We start from the raw sequence: 17,980 nt of genomic DNA, 5'->3' as shown, positions 1-17,980 counted from the left end.
GAACAACCTCCTTAGTTAAGTCTAATATAAGTATAGAAAATATTTTATAGGATACCATCATTTTTACCATTTATTAACACATAAAAGGGAAGGAAGAGTATTAATGTTGCTTTATAAAAAAGTTTGATCAAAACGGATTCCTTTTTTGTAATCTAGTATTCGTTTTTCACAAAAAAGTTTGATCATTTTATGCTGCGTTTTAAACAAAGAAATGCAATCGTTAGTTTAATTAGAAATGTCTTTCCTTTTAGCCAAGAAGTAGGTGCTACTACCCATTATCATACCTCCAACAACACCCATTAATGTGCCGATTATAACCCAATAAGTGGATAGATATATTCCTAACATAAACAGTATTAATCCAATAAAAAACAAAATTATCCCTTTTTTCATACTTATCCTCCATTCTCGATATATATATCAGTATTTTTTGATGCCAAATCATTCTCCTTGTTTATTAATTTCCTATATTTCGCCATATCCCCTGAATTAACCTGCCCCGTAAATTGAAGAAAAATCCTGTATTAAACAGGATTTTAATCAAACTTTATTACAAATCTACAGTTACAAAACATTTATAAACGGTTATTAAATCTATATGACCTTTATAAATTTCTTAGCGTACAAAATTCTCGAAATGATATGGTGACCCCATGCCCATCAAGCTAAGGCAAATCATTACCCCCTAAACGAAAAAAGCGCTATCCTTTCTGTAATATGATGGAAAGGATGGTGCTTTTTATGTCTCGAGATGTTTCAGATGAACTGAACCTCTTTTCACTGGAATTGCAACAATCTTTGTCTCCTTATGTCCTCAAACAATTGGCCAAAAAAGTAGGTTTTGTTCAGAGGTCCAGTAAGTATCAAGCGAAAGATTTAGTTGCTTTGTGTGTATGGTTAAGCTAAAAGGTAGCGTATACGAATCTTGGACTCTACTACGTTTCAACTTCCAGATGCTTTTGCTTCAACTTACCAAGGATCAGGAGAAAGTAGTCATACAGCTGGCGTGAAGATCCAATTGGAATACGATCTTCTCAGTGGCCAATTCCTGCATGTGCACTCTGGCCCAGGTAAACAAAATGATCGAACCTCTGGTTCCACGTGCTTACAAACAGTGCAAACAGGTGACTTAGGATATTTTGACCTGGAAGATCTCCATCAAATGGATGAGAAAGGAGCCTGTTATATTTCTCGCTTAAAATTAAACACCCGAATTTATCAGAAGAATCCTAATCCAGAATATTTTAAGGACGGACGAATGAAAAAATTGTCGGAGTATGTTCAATTAGACATGGAAGATCTCATGTTGCAGCTACAACCAGGACAAACCCACGAAATTCATAAAGCCTATACCGGATTGTATCGAAAGCTTCCAACTCGAGTGGTCCTACATCGATTGACAGAAGAACAAACACGAAAACGCTGGGAAAACCAGGCGTTAAAAGAGAAGAAGAAGGGCATTGTCATGAAAGAACGAAGTAAGCGTTTAAGTGCGATGAACGTTTGTATTTCAAATATTCCATTTGTTTGTAAAATTATAGTTTATCGTTTGGTTGCTGGTTCTGGGCCTAATTGCTTGAGGAACTAAAATATAGTCGTGTCCAAATTGGTCACAGGGCTTCAACCTTAGGATTTCTCCACCAGTTGCCTGTCAGCTACGAGGCGACTTGGCTCTTACCTCGGTTGGACTTTCACCAACTAACAATTAACGGCTTGCTGGGCACACAACATAAAAAACCGCTCCTTTTCGAGCGGTTTCCTCTTAGAATGAAGGTTATCCATTCTATGTGGCAATGTTTGCATGAAAACAATAAAAATTAATAATTTCCTACACAAAAAAACAGAAACAGAAAAACACTATCCAGCATTACGTTCCATTACGAGAACCAAACAACCCTTTTCAGACCATGGTTCATGTTCTGTATTAGGTCCATAACAGAGATAAGAACCTGCTCCATACTCAACATCATTGCTGATAAGAGCTCCATCTAATACGAACAATTCCTCGGTATCCTTATGCGTATGTTGAGGGAATTTTGCCCCCGGTGCAAATCGCACGACATAACGCAGTTCACCATTCTCATCTCGTAATGGAATTTGTTCTATACCATCCATAACAAATTTCCACTCACTGTTTGTGATATCAACGGAAAATAAATCTTTCATGTTATCATCTCCTTCTATACAAATAGTAATTTACGATGATATATTAGTCAATATGAACAAAAATGAACTATTCTTCAGGAGGAATGAATTATGGAAATTCGTTTGTTACAGACATTTCAAGCTGTTGTCCAATGTGGTAGTCAGATAAAAGCAGCAAATCTGCTGCAATACGCACAATCTACCATCACCCTACACATCAATCAATTAGAAGAAAAACTCGGCATCGAACTGTTTGAGCGTAAAGGAAAACAAATGGTGCTAACCGAAGCCGGAAGACTTGTGAAAGAACAGGCAGATATTTTATTAAATCAAGTGGATRTAATCACCGAAACCGCAAAAGAATTTTCAATCGGTCAGAAAGGACTTATTCGGATTGGAGCAATTGATTCCATTGGCAAAACAAATTTGATTTCCGTACTAACAACGTTTATGAAAGAACATCCACAAATTTGTCTTTCCATCGAAAGTGGCGTAACCCAACAATTTAGTCAACGGATTATCGCTAACGAACTTGATATTGCCTTATGTCCCCCTCCATCACCAGAATTAAATCTTGAATTTTATCCGCTATATGAAGAAAAGCTTTGTTTGATACTGCCAATCGACCATCCATTATCTACACAAGAAAAAATTCACATGTGTGATTTGGAAGATGAAAGTTTCATTTTAACTGGACAATTGTGTGATTATCGGCGAAAAATAGAGCATGTTTTTCTTCATCATGGCTTTCATTTACACTCTAATTACGATGCAGCAAACATGGAGATGGTTTTAAATCTTGTATTACAAGGGTTTGGTATTGCTATGCTACCTAGCAATTTCGTTGCCAATTCACATCAATACGCTATTCGTGACATCGATGATATTTCATTCGCTTTACCTGTTGGATTAATCCGCAAAAAAAATAAAGTCCTCAGCCCTGCTACAGAAAAATTGGTAGCTAACATATTTTCATCCTGCTAAACAAGCACAAAAACCAGCTAATGTTTGTCAAGCAGATCTGCCTTGGTACCTAAAAGATTTTTTGTGATAATGTTTATGGAAATGACAAATAAACCTCCATCGGCGTGGAGGTTTATGGGATTTATTGGTTATGTGCGATAGGGCTCGCCTCGGGTAAGGATGGCATAAACGTGATGTAGAAGCTTGTTGGCGCAGGTGATCACGGCAACCTTGTAGGGCTTGCCCTCTTTCTTTTTCTTGTCATAGTAGGCCTTGATCCGCTCATTATTTCCTTTGCGCAAGCCACACTGCACTGCTATATATAAAGCTCGCCTTGCTTCCGGATTAAAACAGTCAGCTATCGCGAGAATTGAAGGCGCTAAAGTAATTCCGCGTATCGATACAATACAATTACTTGCAAAAACTCTGGGATTGAAATTGGATATTGTTGTCAATGAACAAGCTTCAGCATTAGCTATGGTATAAGAATGTTAAAAAAGTAGCCATGTGGTTTATTAAAACCATGTGGCTACTTTTCGTATCACGCAATATGAACTGTTTTTGTTGGCCAGCTCGAGCATCTGCAGCTCATGTTCCTGGTGTTTCTGGAAGAAGTGCAACTTTGCGATCATTGTTTGCAAATAATAAAGTTATAGACGGGGTACCGACCCGCATCCATCAACTTAAGAAATTGGTAGTTCCCCAGAACGAAGAAAATGAGTTGAATTCTCATAAATAACTGTAAAATAATAAAATTTTCGTTTTGGGGACACTTCAGAATATTAGCTTGATGGGCATGCGGTGCTACCCCGGCATTAACATTTTGTACATTGCTTATACTTTTTACTTCAGATGAAAATAAAATCACCTTCGATATATTTATCTTATTATACAAATCTTTCAATTCTCTTTCATAAATGTTACAAAAGTCTTGCAATCATCTTATTTCGTTTCGGATGTAACGGGAGAGTAAACCAAAATTCACTCCCTTGTTTACCATCAAAGTTTTGAATCTTGTAAGGTAAGTCTCCTTTTTCTTTTTTGATAGGAATTTGGGATTTCTATAGATTTTCTTGCTGCTACTTTAAAGATAAAATCTTTTGCTAATACCCTGTCATCCACCTTGAAATTTGTTTGTTGATAATCAACGAGAAGAAACATTTTACTGAAGAATCTTATAAAGAACGACTATATTTTTCTTCATCCTTTCCTTTCCTAGTTAAATACCGCCCAAGGTTTATGCAGGGTTTTTCAATAAATAGATACCCCAATGAAGATAGTAAAAAAGAAAGAGAAAAGGAAAGAAACACTATTAGTATGGTAGGTAGTTTATCATAAAATAAATACATAACTGAGAATAAGGAAACAAGATGATATAAATAAAGACTATAAGAAATCTTTCCAAGAAAAATAAATACTTTCGTTCTTAATAACGCACTCAATGTCCATGAAGCGACACTCATAATCATTACTATACAAACCCCAAATGAGACAACGTAGTCTCTCAATATATAATTGTTCAAAAAATCTACTTCGCCAATCATTCCTTCATACATAAAACAAATAATCGCAATCAGCAACAATGCAATTTTTACCACTTTTTTCATATTTAAAGCGTAATGAAAAATTAAAGAACGATACTTGGCTAATAGAGCTCCCATAAAAAAAAGAGTGATATAGTGAAAACTTAAAAAAACACTAGTTATGCTTCCACTAGAGTTAAACAAATATACCCCCATAGTCGAAGAAAAACTTAAAACAATAAACCACAGTAAGGAACATCTGAGCCTTTTGCCTATAAAAAAGAAAGTCAGAAATGGAAATACAATCGAAATTCTCATTTCATGAACAAGAGACCATATAACATTGTTATATGTGTCTGTGTTATACTCACCGATAAAAACAAGATGTTGTAATAATAAAGTTAGTGTATCTGCAGTGGTCCATGATTTACTAAACCAATCACTAATAAATGGCATATCATTACGACTAAAAAGCATTTTAGCAATAATAGAAATGCTGATTGCTACTAAATATGGTATATAAATTCGGCAAATCCGTTTTATTATGTATGTATCATAATGAAATTTCTCATTATTAATAGATAAATACAAAACAAAACCACTCAATACAAAAAAGAGAATAACAGATTCGTTGCCGCTACTAAAAAAAAGACGTAAAGGAGTTTCCTTGAATAAATAAATTATGAAGGGACTGTTTAACTCATACTGATAATTTTCATACGCAGGCAATAGCATCATATGATGCCCGATTATTACAAGAAGTGCTGCTAATCCCCTTAGAGAGTCAAACTCCTCATATCTTTTCATCATATTACACCTACTAAAAAGATTTTTATTAAAATACAAGGTGACTTCAATCTTGTTGTTTACAGAATTATAATGTTACTTACAGTTGCAGGAGAATAATGGAGTTCTAAAATGCGTTCTATATGTACTCATTTCACTTTGATACATACGAATACTAGCCACCCATCTCTACGGTGATATGGGGCGAATGCTTACGTTTGAAAGTCTTCGTTTCAATTACGAGGAACAGCTAAATCTTACATTTTCCCATATTTTGTATCGATTATTCGTTGGTAGCAGTCATTTCGATTATTCGCTATGTCTCCCTACACATGCGAATAAAATTGGTACATCTCCTCTTTCTTGTAAAAACTTTTATACTTTTCCGGTTTCCTATATAAATTCATTTGTAGTGCACTCTCATTCATTAAAGAAGGGTACTTTTCTCTTAATTTGTTGAGTCGTAAATCCCCCTATATTTTTCCTATTCGCAAGATAAATGTATTTACACAAAATATTTTATTCTACCAAACATAACATGAATTGGTAATAAATGAAAATACAAAATGATTATTTTTTAATAGACAAATAAACAAAGAACAATATTGAGAATTTCACCCGATCATTCAAATGGTATGTAGAATCAGAAAGATTTAACATGAGTAAATACAAATCATATGACATATCTTTGTTAGGCAAAATAATTAAAACTGCACCTTTAGTTAGGCTTTATACTGGAGTCAACGAGCTCTATAAAAAATAAAAGAGAATCCCCCTAAGGAATTCTTTTTTATTCCGAACATTCATTTTATCCTCGCTAAGAAGGGAAATATGAAAATACAAAAGTTTCTTAGCTATCGCATTCTATATATATGCATAAGTATTACACATATCTCACCTAGCTGTTAAGATATCAAGCCTATATCACAGTATGCTTTTCACGATATTGTCTAGGAGTCATGTTACATATTTTTTTGAAAACTCTTGTGAAATAACTTTGATCATAAAAGTTAAGCCAAGCACAAATATCTGATAATGGATATGTAGTTAATGTTAATAGTTTTTTTGCTTCTTCTACTCGTTCCCTTTGAATATATTCACTTAAAGGAGTTCCTACTTCTTTTTTAAACAATTTAGATAAATAAGTAGGATTAATGTCAAGCAGCGTAGCGAGATTATTGAGAGATATTTCATGGTAAATGTTTTTGCTAATATGATTTAAACATGTAGTAATTGTATTCGAATATCTTTGAATACAATATTCTTTAACGCGATCAGCAAAAGCGCATAAAGCGTCCTCAATTAATCGATTGACAGAATACATGTTATCTAGTTGTTCAATGGTCTCCATATAGAGAGAACTAAGCGAAAAAGCAATTTCTGGCGGGAGATTCCCCTCTATTGCATAACGAGTAGCTAAAGTAATGGCCATAATTCCATTATTTTTTTGATTTCTTAGTTGATTCCTTTTTGATGAAATTGCAGCATCTTCTTGCGGGAATGCATATGCATATTTTATTAATTTTTCTTTGTCTCCTTCTTTAATGCTTGTGAAAAATTTCCGTTCTAATGCTATATCGTAATGATTAGGATTATTTTGACGACGGGCTGAAATATATAAGTCAGGATTCGCAATTTCATAGGGAGTTTTCTCCAATAACTTATTTTCTCTCCAAACAGCACTTACATCTAACTTTTCTTTAAAAATCATGTAATGCAATAAAATTCCTATATCAATTAAAGTTATTTTTTTTATCACAGGTATGGAATGATAGTATTCAATTCCGTCTCGTATTCTAGCATTTTCCCCAAATTCATTCATAAGTCTAATGGCCATATCTTCTGATACCTTTGGATATGTAGAAGGTCCAATAACAAAGGTTCCTTTTATATATTCATGATCTACTATGCGAATGAAAACGAAATTTTCTAGATAACTGTTTCCTCTCATAAGCGGAAAATTATAGAGATCATTTTCTTGAAAAAGCTCACTAAGCTGTTCTTCCTTAGAAGAATAAAAAGGACTGCAAATATCATTAGAAGTAGATTTATATAAGATTTTTTCATCTGCAGATAAAAATTGAATAGATATTTGAAATGTTTTATATAAAATATCACACAAATATTGTATATCCATAGAATGATTCATTATATTCTCCTTTTAACTAGATAAGATTATAAAGCTTCATATAAAAAACCAAACATTTTAATTCATACATTTATGTAATACATTTGTGGATTTATAAATAAATTCATGAAGAGTTGAATCTGCCTAAAAATTCTATTTTTTTCAATAAAATACAATTTATATCAAAATATTACCATAAATTTTCAGAAAAAACACTTATTATTTAAATTTATAAGAACAATAGCATAATGATCGACTTCTTTATTTAAGTATCCATTCGATTAATTTATTTGTTATGCACACCTTTCTTGTAGTTATAGAAATTTCAAAAAACATACTCACATATACCCTCTTGGCACTCTTAGCTTGATGACGATGTGGCTATTCCCTACATAGTAAAAATTTAGGAAGAAGAATTCTGTTCAATTTTTGTTCAGGTGCTAGGTTTATAATTTTTTCACCCTAGTATAAATGTTATAAGGACCTTTTCAAAATCAAAGGTGATAATTCCCATTCGGAAAATCACGCCAAAACTCTACTATTAAATTGAAAGAGTGGTGAACTAGATGAATGAAAAAGTAAAGATAAAAGAGTTTATACAAATTTTAAAAAGGCGACTCTTAATCATTATACTTACGACAATTTGTACTAGCGGGTTCATTATTATTTCATCCATGTACCTTATGAAACCGACTTATCAGTATTCCACCCAAGTTCTTGCTGGATCTTTAGGCGTAGAAAAAGAGGAAAATCCAGTAAATAGAGTGCAAGATAACAAACAGCTAGCTCTTTCATATATGGATATTATAAAAAGCCCATATATCATGATAGGCGTAAAAGACGAGTTAAACCTGACCCGCTCAAGCTATGATTTACTTAAACAGGTTTCCGTTACCAATAGAAATGATTCACAGATTATTACGATTTCAGTGAAAGATTCTAATCCACAATTAGCTAAAAAAATTGCACAATCTGTCGTAAATCAATCCATATCTAAATTTAAAAACTATGCAAATGAAAACAGACTTAATATTCTTAATAATTCCGTGACAACAGAAGAAGCTGAACTACTTTTTCCAAAACCTAAATTCATTATAGCCATTTCAATCATAATCAGCCTTTTTGCCGGAATTGGCTTGGCAATTCTACGGGAACACTTTGATAATTCAACTTACAACAATCGTGAACTCGAACATCTCGGCCTCCCATTATTAGGAAGAGTGAACTTAAATACCAAAAAAAGAAAAAACAAACAAAAAACAGCTTATAAAAGCTTACCTTCTATGAAACGAGGTGAACATAATGACTATCAAATTTAAGAGGAAATATTTCTTTAACCCATACGATATCACCATCAAAGAACGGTTTTATAGCATATGTAACAATATTGAGCTAAACCTTCAAAAGGAAAAGCCAATATTAATGATTTCTTCACTTGCACAAACACAAAATATAACCAATGCTACTGCTTATTTGGCCCTAGCTTTTTCAGAACAACGAAAACGAGTGTTGGTAGTGGATGCGAATCTGCGTCAACCTTCTTTACATCATGTGTTTAATATCGATCATTCATTTGGTCTAATCAACTTACTCTTAAGAGAGCAAAATAAAGATACTACAATAAAAATAACGGATTATCTATCTTGTTTATCTACAGGTGAAGACCTTTATGAGCCAATGACATTGTTAACATTAGAGACTTTCCCAGTCCTAATTGAGGAGTGGAAAGAGCATTTTGATATCATTCTATTTCACACATCCGATTTCCTAAACGCACCAGATGCACAAATTGTCGCAAAACATTGTGATGGCGTTGTTTTAATGATACAGGAAGGCCGTGATAAGTCAGAAAGAATTGCAAATGCAAGAAAGCAACTCGAACATAACAAATGTGAAATACTCGGTGCAGTCATTATTTCATAAAGGGGGGTAACTTTTGGACCCAAAAATAAAGATTGATAGTCAGGTAGAAATACAAGTAAAACCTCTATCAACTTCATCCTACCTTCTTGTTAAACGACTTATAGATTTTGTTGTTTCGCTTTTCATGCTGTTACTTTTATCACCCATTTTAGTTCTTTTTTGCATCCTTATCCCAATTGAATCAACCGGTTCTCCCTTCTTTTATCAACAGCGTCTAGGAAAAAACGGAAAAGATTTTAAATTAATAAAGTTACGCTCCATGTTTTTAGATGCTGAAAAAAACGGTCCTCAGTGGGCAAGTAAAGAGGACCCTAGGGTTACAAGAATAGGTGCGTTTATAAGAAAAACTAGAATTGATGAAATCCCTCAAGCTATTAACGTGTTAAAAGGAGATATGTCACTCGTTGGCCCTAGACCTGAAAGAGAATATTTCTATAAAAGGTTTGATAAGTCATTGCCTAATTTTAAACATCGTTTACTTGTAACGCCTGGAATAACAGGATTGGCGCAAGTGAATGGTGGATATGATTTAACTCCCGAAGAAAAATTAGCGTTCGACTTATACTATATCCAGCATAGATCATTCGCTATGGAAATCAAGATTTTATGTCGAACATTGGCCATTGTATTTACTGGAAATGGGGCCAGATAAATATTGAAGGGAAGAATAAAAAATGAAGAAAGTGCTAGTAACGGGGGGCTTCGGATTTATCGGATCCCATATTGCAGACAAATGAATTCATAATAATTATGAATTGGCTGTGTATGATAACTCATCCACCGGATCCGTAAATAATGTCCATTCGAAAGGTATAGCTTTCTTTGATAATGTAGAAGATGAAAGATCATTAGAAAAAGCGATGAAGGCGTTTAAACCTGACTTTGTAGTTCACCAGCCTGCAAAAAACGGTAACGTCAAAGAAAGTTTGCTTTGTAATAAAAAGAGTATTCAAAAATTAGGTTGGCAACCTATATATGCATTGGAAAAAGGTCTTGCGAATACATATGATTATTACCTTAAGCAAAAAGACTCTATTTTACCTAGTGGAAAAGAACCTACATCTGTACTTAAGTGACTTTACAGTTGTGAATTGGGAGAGAAATAAGTGAATAAGAAAACAAACTCAATTATTAAAAATATATTCCACTTACTTTACAGCACGATTTTAGCTAATGTTTTAAATGCAGGTACGCTCATACTATTGRCAAATTACTTTAACTCAAAGAACTATGGAATATTTAGTGTAGCACTAGCTCTTTCCATGGTCATGCATTTTTTTACAGATTTGGGAGTCAGTAATACGTTCCTTCGAGAAGGAGCAAAAAAGGAAAACCTCGACGCTACATTTTTTTCTTATATAAAAGTTCGAGTGGCATGTTTACTTTTAACATTTGTTATTTTTTCTTTCGGTATCCATGTCTTTTATCATGAACAACAAATTCTTTATATGATGTATAGTTTAATGATTCCTTTAATCATCGGCCTAGTGCTACAGAGCATAGGAATAACCTACTTTCAATTATCTGAAAGAATGCAATTTATTGCATCCATAAAAATCTTCTCGGCCATTGTATTAGTCACATTAACTATTTTGTGTATAAGCTTAAAAGTGAATATACATGTAACAGCTTTTTTATATGGTTTTTCTTATTTAGCCGGGGGTATTTACTGCCTGTATTTACTCAGAAAAAACATAGAATTTAAATGGAAATTCCCTTTTCAAAAAAATTTACTGATCAATATTAGTCCGTTCTTAATGAGTGGGTTATTTATTATATTGACTCCTCAACTAGGTCCATTAGTATTGGAAAAAACACTTCCCTTAGGGCTTGTTGGGCTCTTTGCAGTAGCTTACCGAATCCCCTCAGCTCTCTATCAAATACCAGGGGTTATTGCAGGTGCATTTTTCCCACTGTTATTTAAGAGTTATAGTCATGGGGAGGTAAAGAAACATACACAATTAAATATCCTGCAAATGAAATTTATGTCCTTGATTGGAATGTGTATGACAATAGCTTTATTCTATTTATCCCCCTATCTGATCACGCTTTTATTTGGAGATAAATGGGGATCTGCGGTTCAGCCTTTAAAAATACTATCCTTTATTATTGTCTTACAAGGATTTAATATCGCCATTGCTGATGGTCTCACAACAAGAGGACTGCAAAACCGCCGTACTATGGTTCAATTTATAACCATCTCTATTGGCTTATTGTCTTTTTATTATCTGAGTGTTACTTATGCAATAGCGGGAGCAGCTTTTTCTGTTTTAACGATGGAAATCGTATCATTTATTGGTTATATATTAGCTAATCCAATCAGAAAAACAGTATTAACCAAAGTCGTTATTCCATACGGATCCTACTTTTCGGTAAGTTTTATCCTATTACACTACTTATTATATAAGTTTCCTTTTATAGCCATGTTTTCTACCATTATCTTAATGTCTACGATGGTTTTACTATTTGATCAAGCCACTCGGGACTTGATTAAAGATTTTATAAGAAAGAAAAAACAACAGAATATTAACCATTTAAAAGACGGGAGACAACGAGGAAATGGAAAGATTACAAATTAAAAGAAATACTTCTACTTTAGAAGTCTTTCTTTTATTATTTTTCATTACACTTAGTAAATATAATTTGTCCATCGGTTTTTCATTAAAAATTTATATGATTTTTTTAGTCATTTTTTTCTGTATTTATTTTCGAGACTTTTACTTTCGTCCCCTTTATCATTATGAAATTTTATTGCTTTTATTTTATTTTACCTATTGTCTAAGTGGTGCTTTTTCACAGTATCCAGAATCAAGTATTCGCGTCATTCTAGGAGTAATACTTGTCCTTATTTGTTATTTCATCATGAGATATATGTTGGAGCAAGCTTCAATTCCTGCTATTGAGGCTTCCATTGCAAATGTCGGGATACTATTTAACATGATTAGTTTGTTATTATACATGATTGGACTACAGATAACTGGGGGATCCCCAACAGGCGTTGAGATCACCTCTTACGGATTACTATTAGATAGAGATTATCCAAGATTAATTGGACTACTTGATGACCCAAACATCTTCATTTTTTATAATACCTTGTTTTTTTCTTTTTATTTAACACACTTAAAAGGATTTAAGCATTCATTTGGATTCATCTTATGTATAATTACCAACCTTCTTACTTTTTCTCGAGGCGGTATTGTCGCCCTAATACTCGTTGTCATTTTATACATAATATTAGCGGATTTTCTAAAAAAGGTAAAAATGATACTGATTGCTCTGTTATGCCTAGTTGTAATCTACGCCGCATGTTCTTTTATGCAAATTGATTTGAATCAAATCATTTCCAGCCGCATCAATGACTTTTCTTCTGATAAAGGAAGTGGTCGATTTGAATTATGGGAACAGGCGATTAACTATTTTATGTCTCATCCCCTTTTGGGAATCGGTGCCTTTAATTTTTCGGATTATTACGCATTTGAACATAATGAAAAACTATATGTTCATAATACATATCTAGAGATCTTAGTAGAGGCAGGAATTATTGGTTTTCTTTTTTACCTTTCTTTTTTATTCCTGTTCATTATCAAGCTCTTTAAAACGAAATTGCATAATAAAGAACCCTTTATTATCCTTACACTTTTTGCTTTTTTATTGCAGATGGTATCTCTTTCCCTCATGATTAACGAAGCGCTTTTTTCCTTTTTAGCAATTGCTTTAAAATATATTTCTGTATATGAAAGAAAAGAGGCTGGTTTTTATGATATACACCAAAAAAGATAGCGAATCATTAGTTTCTGTTATAACTCCCTCTTATAACAGCTCCCCTTTTATAAAAGAAACCATTGAATCCGTTCAGGCCCAATCATATTCTAACTGGGAAATGATTATCGTTGATGATAAGTCGACAGATGACTCCGTTCATGTCATCAAACAATATATAGAAAAAGATCCACGCATTAAACTTATTACTTTAACTCAAAATGTTGGCGCCGCTAGAGCTAGAAATATAGCATTAAAAGAAGCTCAAGGAGATTATATTGCCTTTTTAGACAGCGATGATCTCTGGTTACCTACTAAACTAGAAGAACAAGTCGCTTTTATGCAAAACGGGAATCTTGCTTTTTCTTTTACCTCTTATTCTTTAATTGACGAACAAGGCAATTCAATGAATATTAAAGTTAATGCACCGAAAGTTGTAGATTATAAATATCTGCTGGGAAATACGACGATTGGCTGTTTAACCGTGATGTTAGATAGGCATCAATTGAAACAAATTGAAATGCCCGTTATCCAGCCTGAAGATACTGCCCTATGGTTAGCATTATTACGGCTAGGATATCAAGCCTATGGCTTACAAAAGATTTTATCTAAATATCGTATTGTAAGTAACTCTACTTCAAGGAATAAATTAAAAGCTGCCTACCGATATTGGAAACTCTTACGAAACCAAGAAAAGTTAAACTTTGTAAAAACCAACTTTTATTTTAGTCAATATGCCTATCATGCATACAAGAAAAACAGAGGAGACCGACCTCCTTCTATGACCAGTGGAGGGAAATAAAAAATGAACAATATTCTACTATTAACCGATAAACTCATAACAGGTGGCGCTGAGATGTATTTTTGCAAATTAGAAAACTATCTCAAACATGAAAACATGACGTTTTATTCAGCAGCTGCCACAGGTGAGTTGTATCATCAAATTCATAATAAGCATCATTTTATTCCTTTAAGTTTAAAAAATCATCCTGCTAACCTCTATACATTAAGTAAACAAGTGATGAAATTGGACATTGATGTTATCCATGCAAATAGTTTCAGAATGTTACTGTATTCCATTGTAATAAAAAAAATTACGGGAAGAAAAATTAAGCTAATTTATACAAAACATAATGTTACAATACTTGAAAAAAAGTTTCCCGCGCTATTTAAAAAAGTGTTAAATCAACATGTTAATCAAATTATCGCAGTGAGTAACTTCGAGAAAGAGAGATTACTGCAATTAGGTATAAGAAAAGATCTTATTCGAACGATTTACAATGGTGTTGATGTAAAACATTTTTCTTTTCAACAAATACAACCTAAAGAAATCCTCAATATCGGAATTTTAGCCCGATTATCAAAAGAGAAAAACCATGAACTTTTTTTAAAAATTGCAAATGAGTTAAAAGATGTACGTAACGTAATGTTTTATATTGCTGGAGATGGACCTGAACGGGATTTGATTGAAAAAATGATTCGTGATTTCAAGTTAAATCATAAGGTKACGCTTTTAGGTAATACATCTAATCCATATGAATTTATTTGCAGTATGGACTTGCTGCTTCTAACGTCCCTAAGAGAAGTGTTTCCAATGGTAGTCCTTGAAGCAATGGCTTCTGGAACACCTATTATTTCTGTAGATGTTGGTGGTATCAAAGAAGCCATTATAGATGATGAAACCGGCATTCTCATTTCCCATCATTCTGAAAAAGAATTTGCAAAGAAAATCCAGTTACTTCATGACAATCAAGACTTCAGAAAATGTTTAGGAAAAGCGGCAAGAGACAAAGTAGAAAAATCCTTTTCCCTCTCAAATATGATTCATTCTACACTTAAAACCTATCAATTTTAAAAAACAAACGAGGCCATCGTTTGTTTTTTCTTTTATATATATGCTTTTTTTCAAACATGCATATTATATAATATCCCACATATAAGGAGTGTTATAAGTTGACAGAACCTCTTAATTTTGCTGAAGACTGCCAAAATCAAAGTGTTGTTAATATTGATTGTTTTGGTGCCAGTCCAGATTTACTCGATAATTCCCAAGCTATTCAAGAAGCCATTAATTATTGCGCGGCCAACAATTATTCCAAAGTTGTCATCACCGGGAAGAAACAATATACTATATCCTCTCCTATTGTTATTAAGTCAAATGTACATCTTGAAATGGATCCCACTGTAACATTAATCGTCAAAGGGGATTTCCAAGTGTTTGAGCTTCAAAAAAACACTTCAATCTCTGGTGGTTCGATTGAAATTGTGGATAATAACTTTAACTCATCCGTTCTTTACCTTTCTGGTGCCCAACAAATAGAAATTCATAATCATACTTCTATATCAAATATCAATATTATAAACCGTACAACAACTTACCAAGGTATCGCAATTCATCTATCCTGTAAAAAGGCATGGGATTTCATAAGTTTCTTTAAAGCATACTCAATCCAAATCACAAACTTTCATACGGCTATCTATTTAAAAACAGAAAAGCTTGCGGATATAAACAATCCTTGTTGGATGAATGCAAACTCCTTCCATTCTATTTTTATAGATGGTTGTCAGTATGGTATCGAGATTATAGGAAATGGTGCATTACCTTACGAAATTTCAGGGAACACCTTTGCAGGAATCCAAGTTCAATGCCGGAAACAAACAAAAAAAGTAATCCGCTGTTCAGGTGCCTATAATATGTTTGAAGGAGTAATATGGGACGTCTTTCGTATGGATGCTGCTCCCCTCGTTATCGAATTCTCTTCCACTTCTCATCATAACTACCTATTCTCAAATCAAGTTTCCACATCTATTCTCGATCGTGGCCTATACAATCGGTGTACCTCACCACATGAAGAATCCCTTCCTATATTTCCTCCTCTTGCATTAGGAAAAGCACATCTAGCTGGGAATCAAGATGATATATTAGTAAATGCAAATGTCCGCTACGCAGTGCGCCAACTTTCTGGAAAAGCCCCTTATGCAGGACATATTAATAATTGTTTTAACCTGCTCGATGAACAAAGTGTGAATTACGTGGATGTTCCTAGTACTCAACCAATTGTAATCGAGTTAGATTTTTCTAAGCAGCCTATTAACATGCTGAATTGCATCGGTATCTATTTTGGATGGAATGAAAGCCCAAGTCGTATTTTAATTGAATATCAACAGAGCCTAAATGGACCATGGGAAGTGGCCAAAAATCTCCCATTTAATGTCGGAAACACTGTGATTTCAGAAGTAAGATCAGAAATGTTGTATAAAGTTAAGCTAACACTAAGCGAATATACACAAGATCACAAACGATTTCGGATAAATCGAATATTCGCAAAATCATCTTTACAGCATGGCTCCTCATGGTTTCCAACTACTGGTGGCACATTATATGGGGATTTAGAATTTCAAAAAGGGAATGCTGTGACGTTGACTTCTCCAAATGGAACAAAATGGAGATTGAGTATAAATGATCAAGGGCAAATTAGCACATCTAAACTATGAAAATAGTACAAATTAAGATTCATTTACTTCCATTAGTAAATATTAAAATGCTCCCCTTCGATATCTTCAAATGTTAACTATTCAAAAAATTTTGCGTAGCTATCACCTCTTATACAAAAACACGAAATACTCTAACAATTAAATCCACATCATCATGCCCCCAGAAGATAAATTTCAACTTATACGTTATAATTATCGCAGTCTCGACATGAATCTAGGGGGGCTCCTCCTAAAAAAGCAATGTCCGATTGCGAGAACCTTACAGTTACTGCTTCACTTTATTTGCTTGTCCCCTATCAGAGATTCTGCTCGTAGGCATAGAAGAAATATCAATGGTCGTATCCATACTCTTATCCGTAAGCTCAACAATAGTGTTTCCATGATTGATTTGGTTCAAATCCCACAACATCCCATGAAACTCATTATGTTGCCCGCTCACCGTCAAAACACTTTTTGTTTTGCTTGAAGGTTGTATCTGTAAATTGGTAAATTGATTCCCACTAGCCTCATTCGGTATCGTTGAATGACTATCCATGTAAATCATGTTTACACAATCCTCTAAAGAAAAGTTCAGAAACCGATTAGCATTTATCCAAGCATATCCAGAATCCGGTTTATCCACTTTTAACTTTACTCCATTCTTCATTCCTAYTACCTTAACGTTTTCGAAGTTAACAAAAGAAATCTCATGTTCTCTTCCACCAGCGTATAACGATATCCCTGTCCCCTTGTTCGTTTCAGACCAATTGATGATATTTATATCCTTTATATGTGTTTTGTTCCAAGTATTATAATATTTATGTTTACCATCTAAATAGATCACTTCCGAATTAAAATTCGCATCATCAATGGCAATATAGGCCCCTTCAATTGAAGCATTCTTCTCAAGTTCAATCACCCTGAAGTCACCATCAACAATAAACTGTGTTCCATACCCGAATAACAACTTAACACCTTGCTTCACAACGATAGGGGAAGTAATCTTGTACTTTTTGTCATCAAGCAAAACAGTCTTTATTTTATTATCCTTTGCTTGATTGATCGCTGATTGAATTTTATCAGAATCATTATCCCCTTTGAAATTCTCAACGTATATCTTCTCTTCTCGATCTGAATTAAAATGATTCTGATAGTAAAGAACAAAAACGATTAGTACTATACCTAAGAAGATTAAACCAATCATTTTTTTCATCGTACTCATCCTCATATTTAGTTTCCTTTCTTCGGTTCGTTATATATGAATACTCTATCGTTGTCT

Annotated in this window: 15 protein-coding genes and 2 pseudogenes; 12 read left to right on the top strand and 5 right to left on the bottom strand. The window is 33.5% G+C overall.

What is annotated here, in order from left to right:
* Positions 1-741: 741 nt before the first annotated feature.
* A pseudogene (locus AC1DIT_RS14515) lies at positions 742-1,522 on the top strand (IS4 family transposase); the annotation flags it as partial.
* A 335-nt stretch (positions 1,523-1,857) separates the two neighbouring features.
* Here AC1DIT_RS14515 and AC1DIT_RS14510 read toward each other — a convergent pair.
* Positions 1,858-2,166, bottom strand: coding sequence for a cupin domain-containing protein (locus AC1DIT_RS14510; RefSeq protein ID WP_002094998.1), 309 nt, complete (start codon positions 2,164-2,166; stop codon positions 1,858-1,860).
* 90 nt (positions 2,167-2,256) lie between these two features.
* On the opposite strand from AC1DIT_RS14510, the gene AC1DIT_RS14505 reads away from it, so the two are divergent.
* A complete protein-coding gene (locus AC1DIT_RS14505; protein WP_476998254.1) occupies positions 2,257-3,129 on the top strand; it encodes a LysR family transcriptional regulator in 873 nt (290 codons plus the stop codon).
* 128 nt (positions 3,130-3,257) lie between these two features.
* Here the strand turns inward: AC1DIT_RS14505 and AC1DIT_RS14500 are convergent.
* Positions 3,258-3,380: pseudogene (locus AC1DIT_RS14500) on the bottom strand (IS110 family RNA-guided transposase); the annotation flags it as partial.
* A gap of 1 nt (position 3,381) precedes the next feature.
* Here AC1DIT_RS14500 and AC1DIT_RS14495 point away from each other — a divergent pair.
* A complete protein-coding gene (locus AC1DIT_RS14495) occupies positions 3,382-3,594 on the top strand; it encodes a helix-turn-helix domain-containing protein (protein WP_051124588.1) in 213 nt (70 codons plus the stop codon).
* Between the two features lie 689 nt (positions 3,595-4,283).
* On the opposite strand, the gene AC1DIT_RS14490 is transcribed toward AC1DIT_RS14495, so the two are convergent.
* Together AC1DIT_RS14490 and AC1DIT_RS14485 are read right to left on the bottom strand one after the other, a co-directional pair.
* A complete protein-coding gene (locus AC1DIT_RS14490) occupies positions 4,284-5,441 on the bottom strand; it encodes an acyltransferase family protein (RefSeq protein WP_016113345.1) in 1,158 nt (385 codons plus the stop codon).
* An 895-nt stretch (positions 5,442-6,336) separates the two neighbouring features.
* Positions 6,337-7,566, bottom strand: coding sequence for a helix-turn-helix domain-containing protein (locus AC1DIT_RS14485; RefSeq protein ID WP_016113344.1), 1,230 nt, complete (start codon positions 7,564-7,566; stop codon positions 6,337-6,339).
* A gap of 545 nt (positions 7,567-8,111) precedes the next feature.
* Between AC1DIT_RS14485 and AC1DIT_RS14480 the strand changes: the two genes are divergently transcribed.
* The 9 genes from AC1DIT_RS14480 to AC1DIT_RS14440 all read left to right on the top strand — a co-directional run bounded on the left by AC1DIT_RS14480 (position 8,112) and on the right by AC1DIT_RS14440 (position 16,722).
* Positions 8,112-8,864 (top strand): YveK family protein, encoded by a 753-nt coding sequence (locus tag AC1DIT_RS14480; RefSeq protein WP_016113343.1) that lies wholly within the window; start codon positions 8,112-8,114, stop codon positions 8,862-8,864.
* Entirely contained in the window at positions 8,848-9,468 is a 621-nt protein-coding gene (locus tag AC1DIT_RS14475; protein WP_016131665.1) for a CpsD/CapB family tyrosine-protein kinase, read from the top strand. The genes AC1DIT_RS14480 and AC1DIT_RS14475 overlap by 17 nt, the downstream gene beginning before the upstream one ends.
* Positions 9,469-9,481: 13 nt before the next feature.
* Positions 9,482-10,120 carry a sugar transferase gene (locus AC1DIT_RS14470; RefSeq protein WP_016113341.1) on the top strand — a complete coding sequence of 213 codons (639 nt, stop codon included), beginning with the start codon at positions 9,482-9,484 and terminating at the stop codon, positions 10,118-10,120.
* A 109-nt stretch (positions 10,121-10,229) separates the two neighbouring features.
* On the top strand, positions 10,230-10,544 hold the full coding sequence (locus AC1DIT_RS14465) for a hypothetical protein (protein ID WP_016113340.1): 315 nt from the start codon (positions 10,230-10,232) through the stop codon (positions 10,542-10,544).
* Positions 10,545-10,574: 30 nt separating this feature from the next.
* Positions 10,575-12,047 carry an oligosaccharide flippase family protein gene (locus tag AC1DIT_RS14460; protein WP_476998253.1) on the top strand — a complete coding sequence of 491 codons (1,473 nt, stop codon included), beginning with the start codon at positions 10,575-10,577 and terminating at the stop codon, positions 12,045-12,047.
* Positions 12,028-13,248, top strand: coding sequence for an O-antigen ligase family protein (locus tag AC1DIT_RS14455; RefSeq protein ID WP_016113338.1), 1,221 nt, complete (start codon positions 12,028-12,030; stop codon positions 13,246-13,248). Before AC1DIT_RS14460 ends, AC1DIT_RS14455 begins: the two co-directional genes overlap by 20 nt.
* Complete coding sequence (locus AC1DIT_RS14450) at positions 13,226-14,029, top strand: glycosyltransferase family 2 protein (RefSeq protein WP_016113337.1); 804 nt, start codon at positions 13,226-13,228, stop codon at positions 14,027-14,029. Before AC1DIT_RS14455 ends, AC1DIT_RS14450 begins: the two co-directional genes overlap by 23 nt.
* Before the next feature lie 3 nt (positions 14,030-14,032).
* On the top strand, positions 14,033-15,082 hold the full coding sequence (locus AC1DIT_RS14445) for a glycosyltransferase family 4 protein (RefSeq protein ID WP_016113336.1): 1,050 nt from the start codon (positions 14,033-14,035) through the stop codon (positions 15,080-15,082).
* A gap of 98 nt (positions 15,083-15,180) precedes the next feature.
* A complete protein-coding gene (locus tag AC1DIT_RS14440; protein ID WP_016131667.1) occupies positions 15,181-16,722 on the top strand; it encodes a glycoside hydrolase family protein in 1,542 nt (513 codons plus the stop codon).
* Between the two features lie 265 nt (positions 16,723-16,987).
* On the opposite strand, the gene AC1DIT_RS14435 is transcribed toward AC1DIT_RS14440, so the two are convergent.
* Entirely contained in the window at positions 16,988-17,929 is a 942-nt protein-coding gene (locus AC1DIT_RS14435; protein ID WP_476998252.1) for a hypothetical protein, read from the bottom strand.
* Between the last annotated feature and the right edge of the window lie 51 nt (positions 17,930-17,980).

This window comes from Bacillus sp. 05T22 (assembly GCF_056396765.1).
This window is presented reverse-complemented; position numbering and strand designations above follow the sequence as displayed.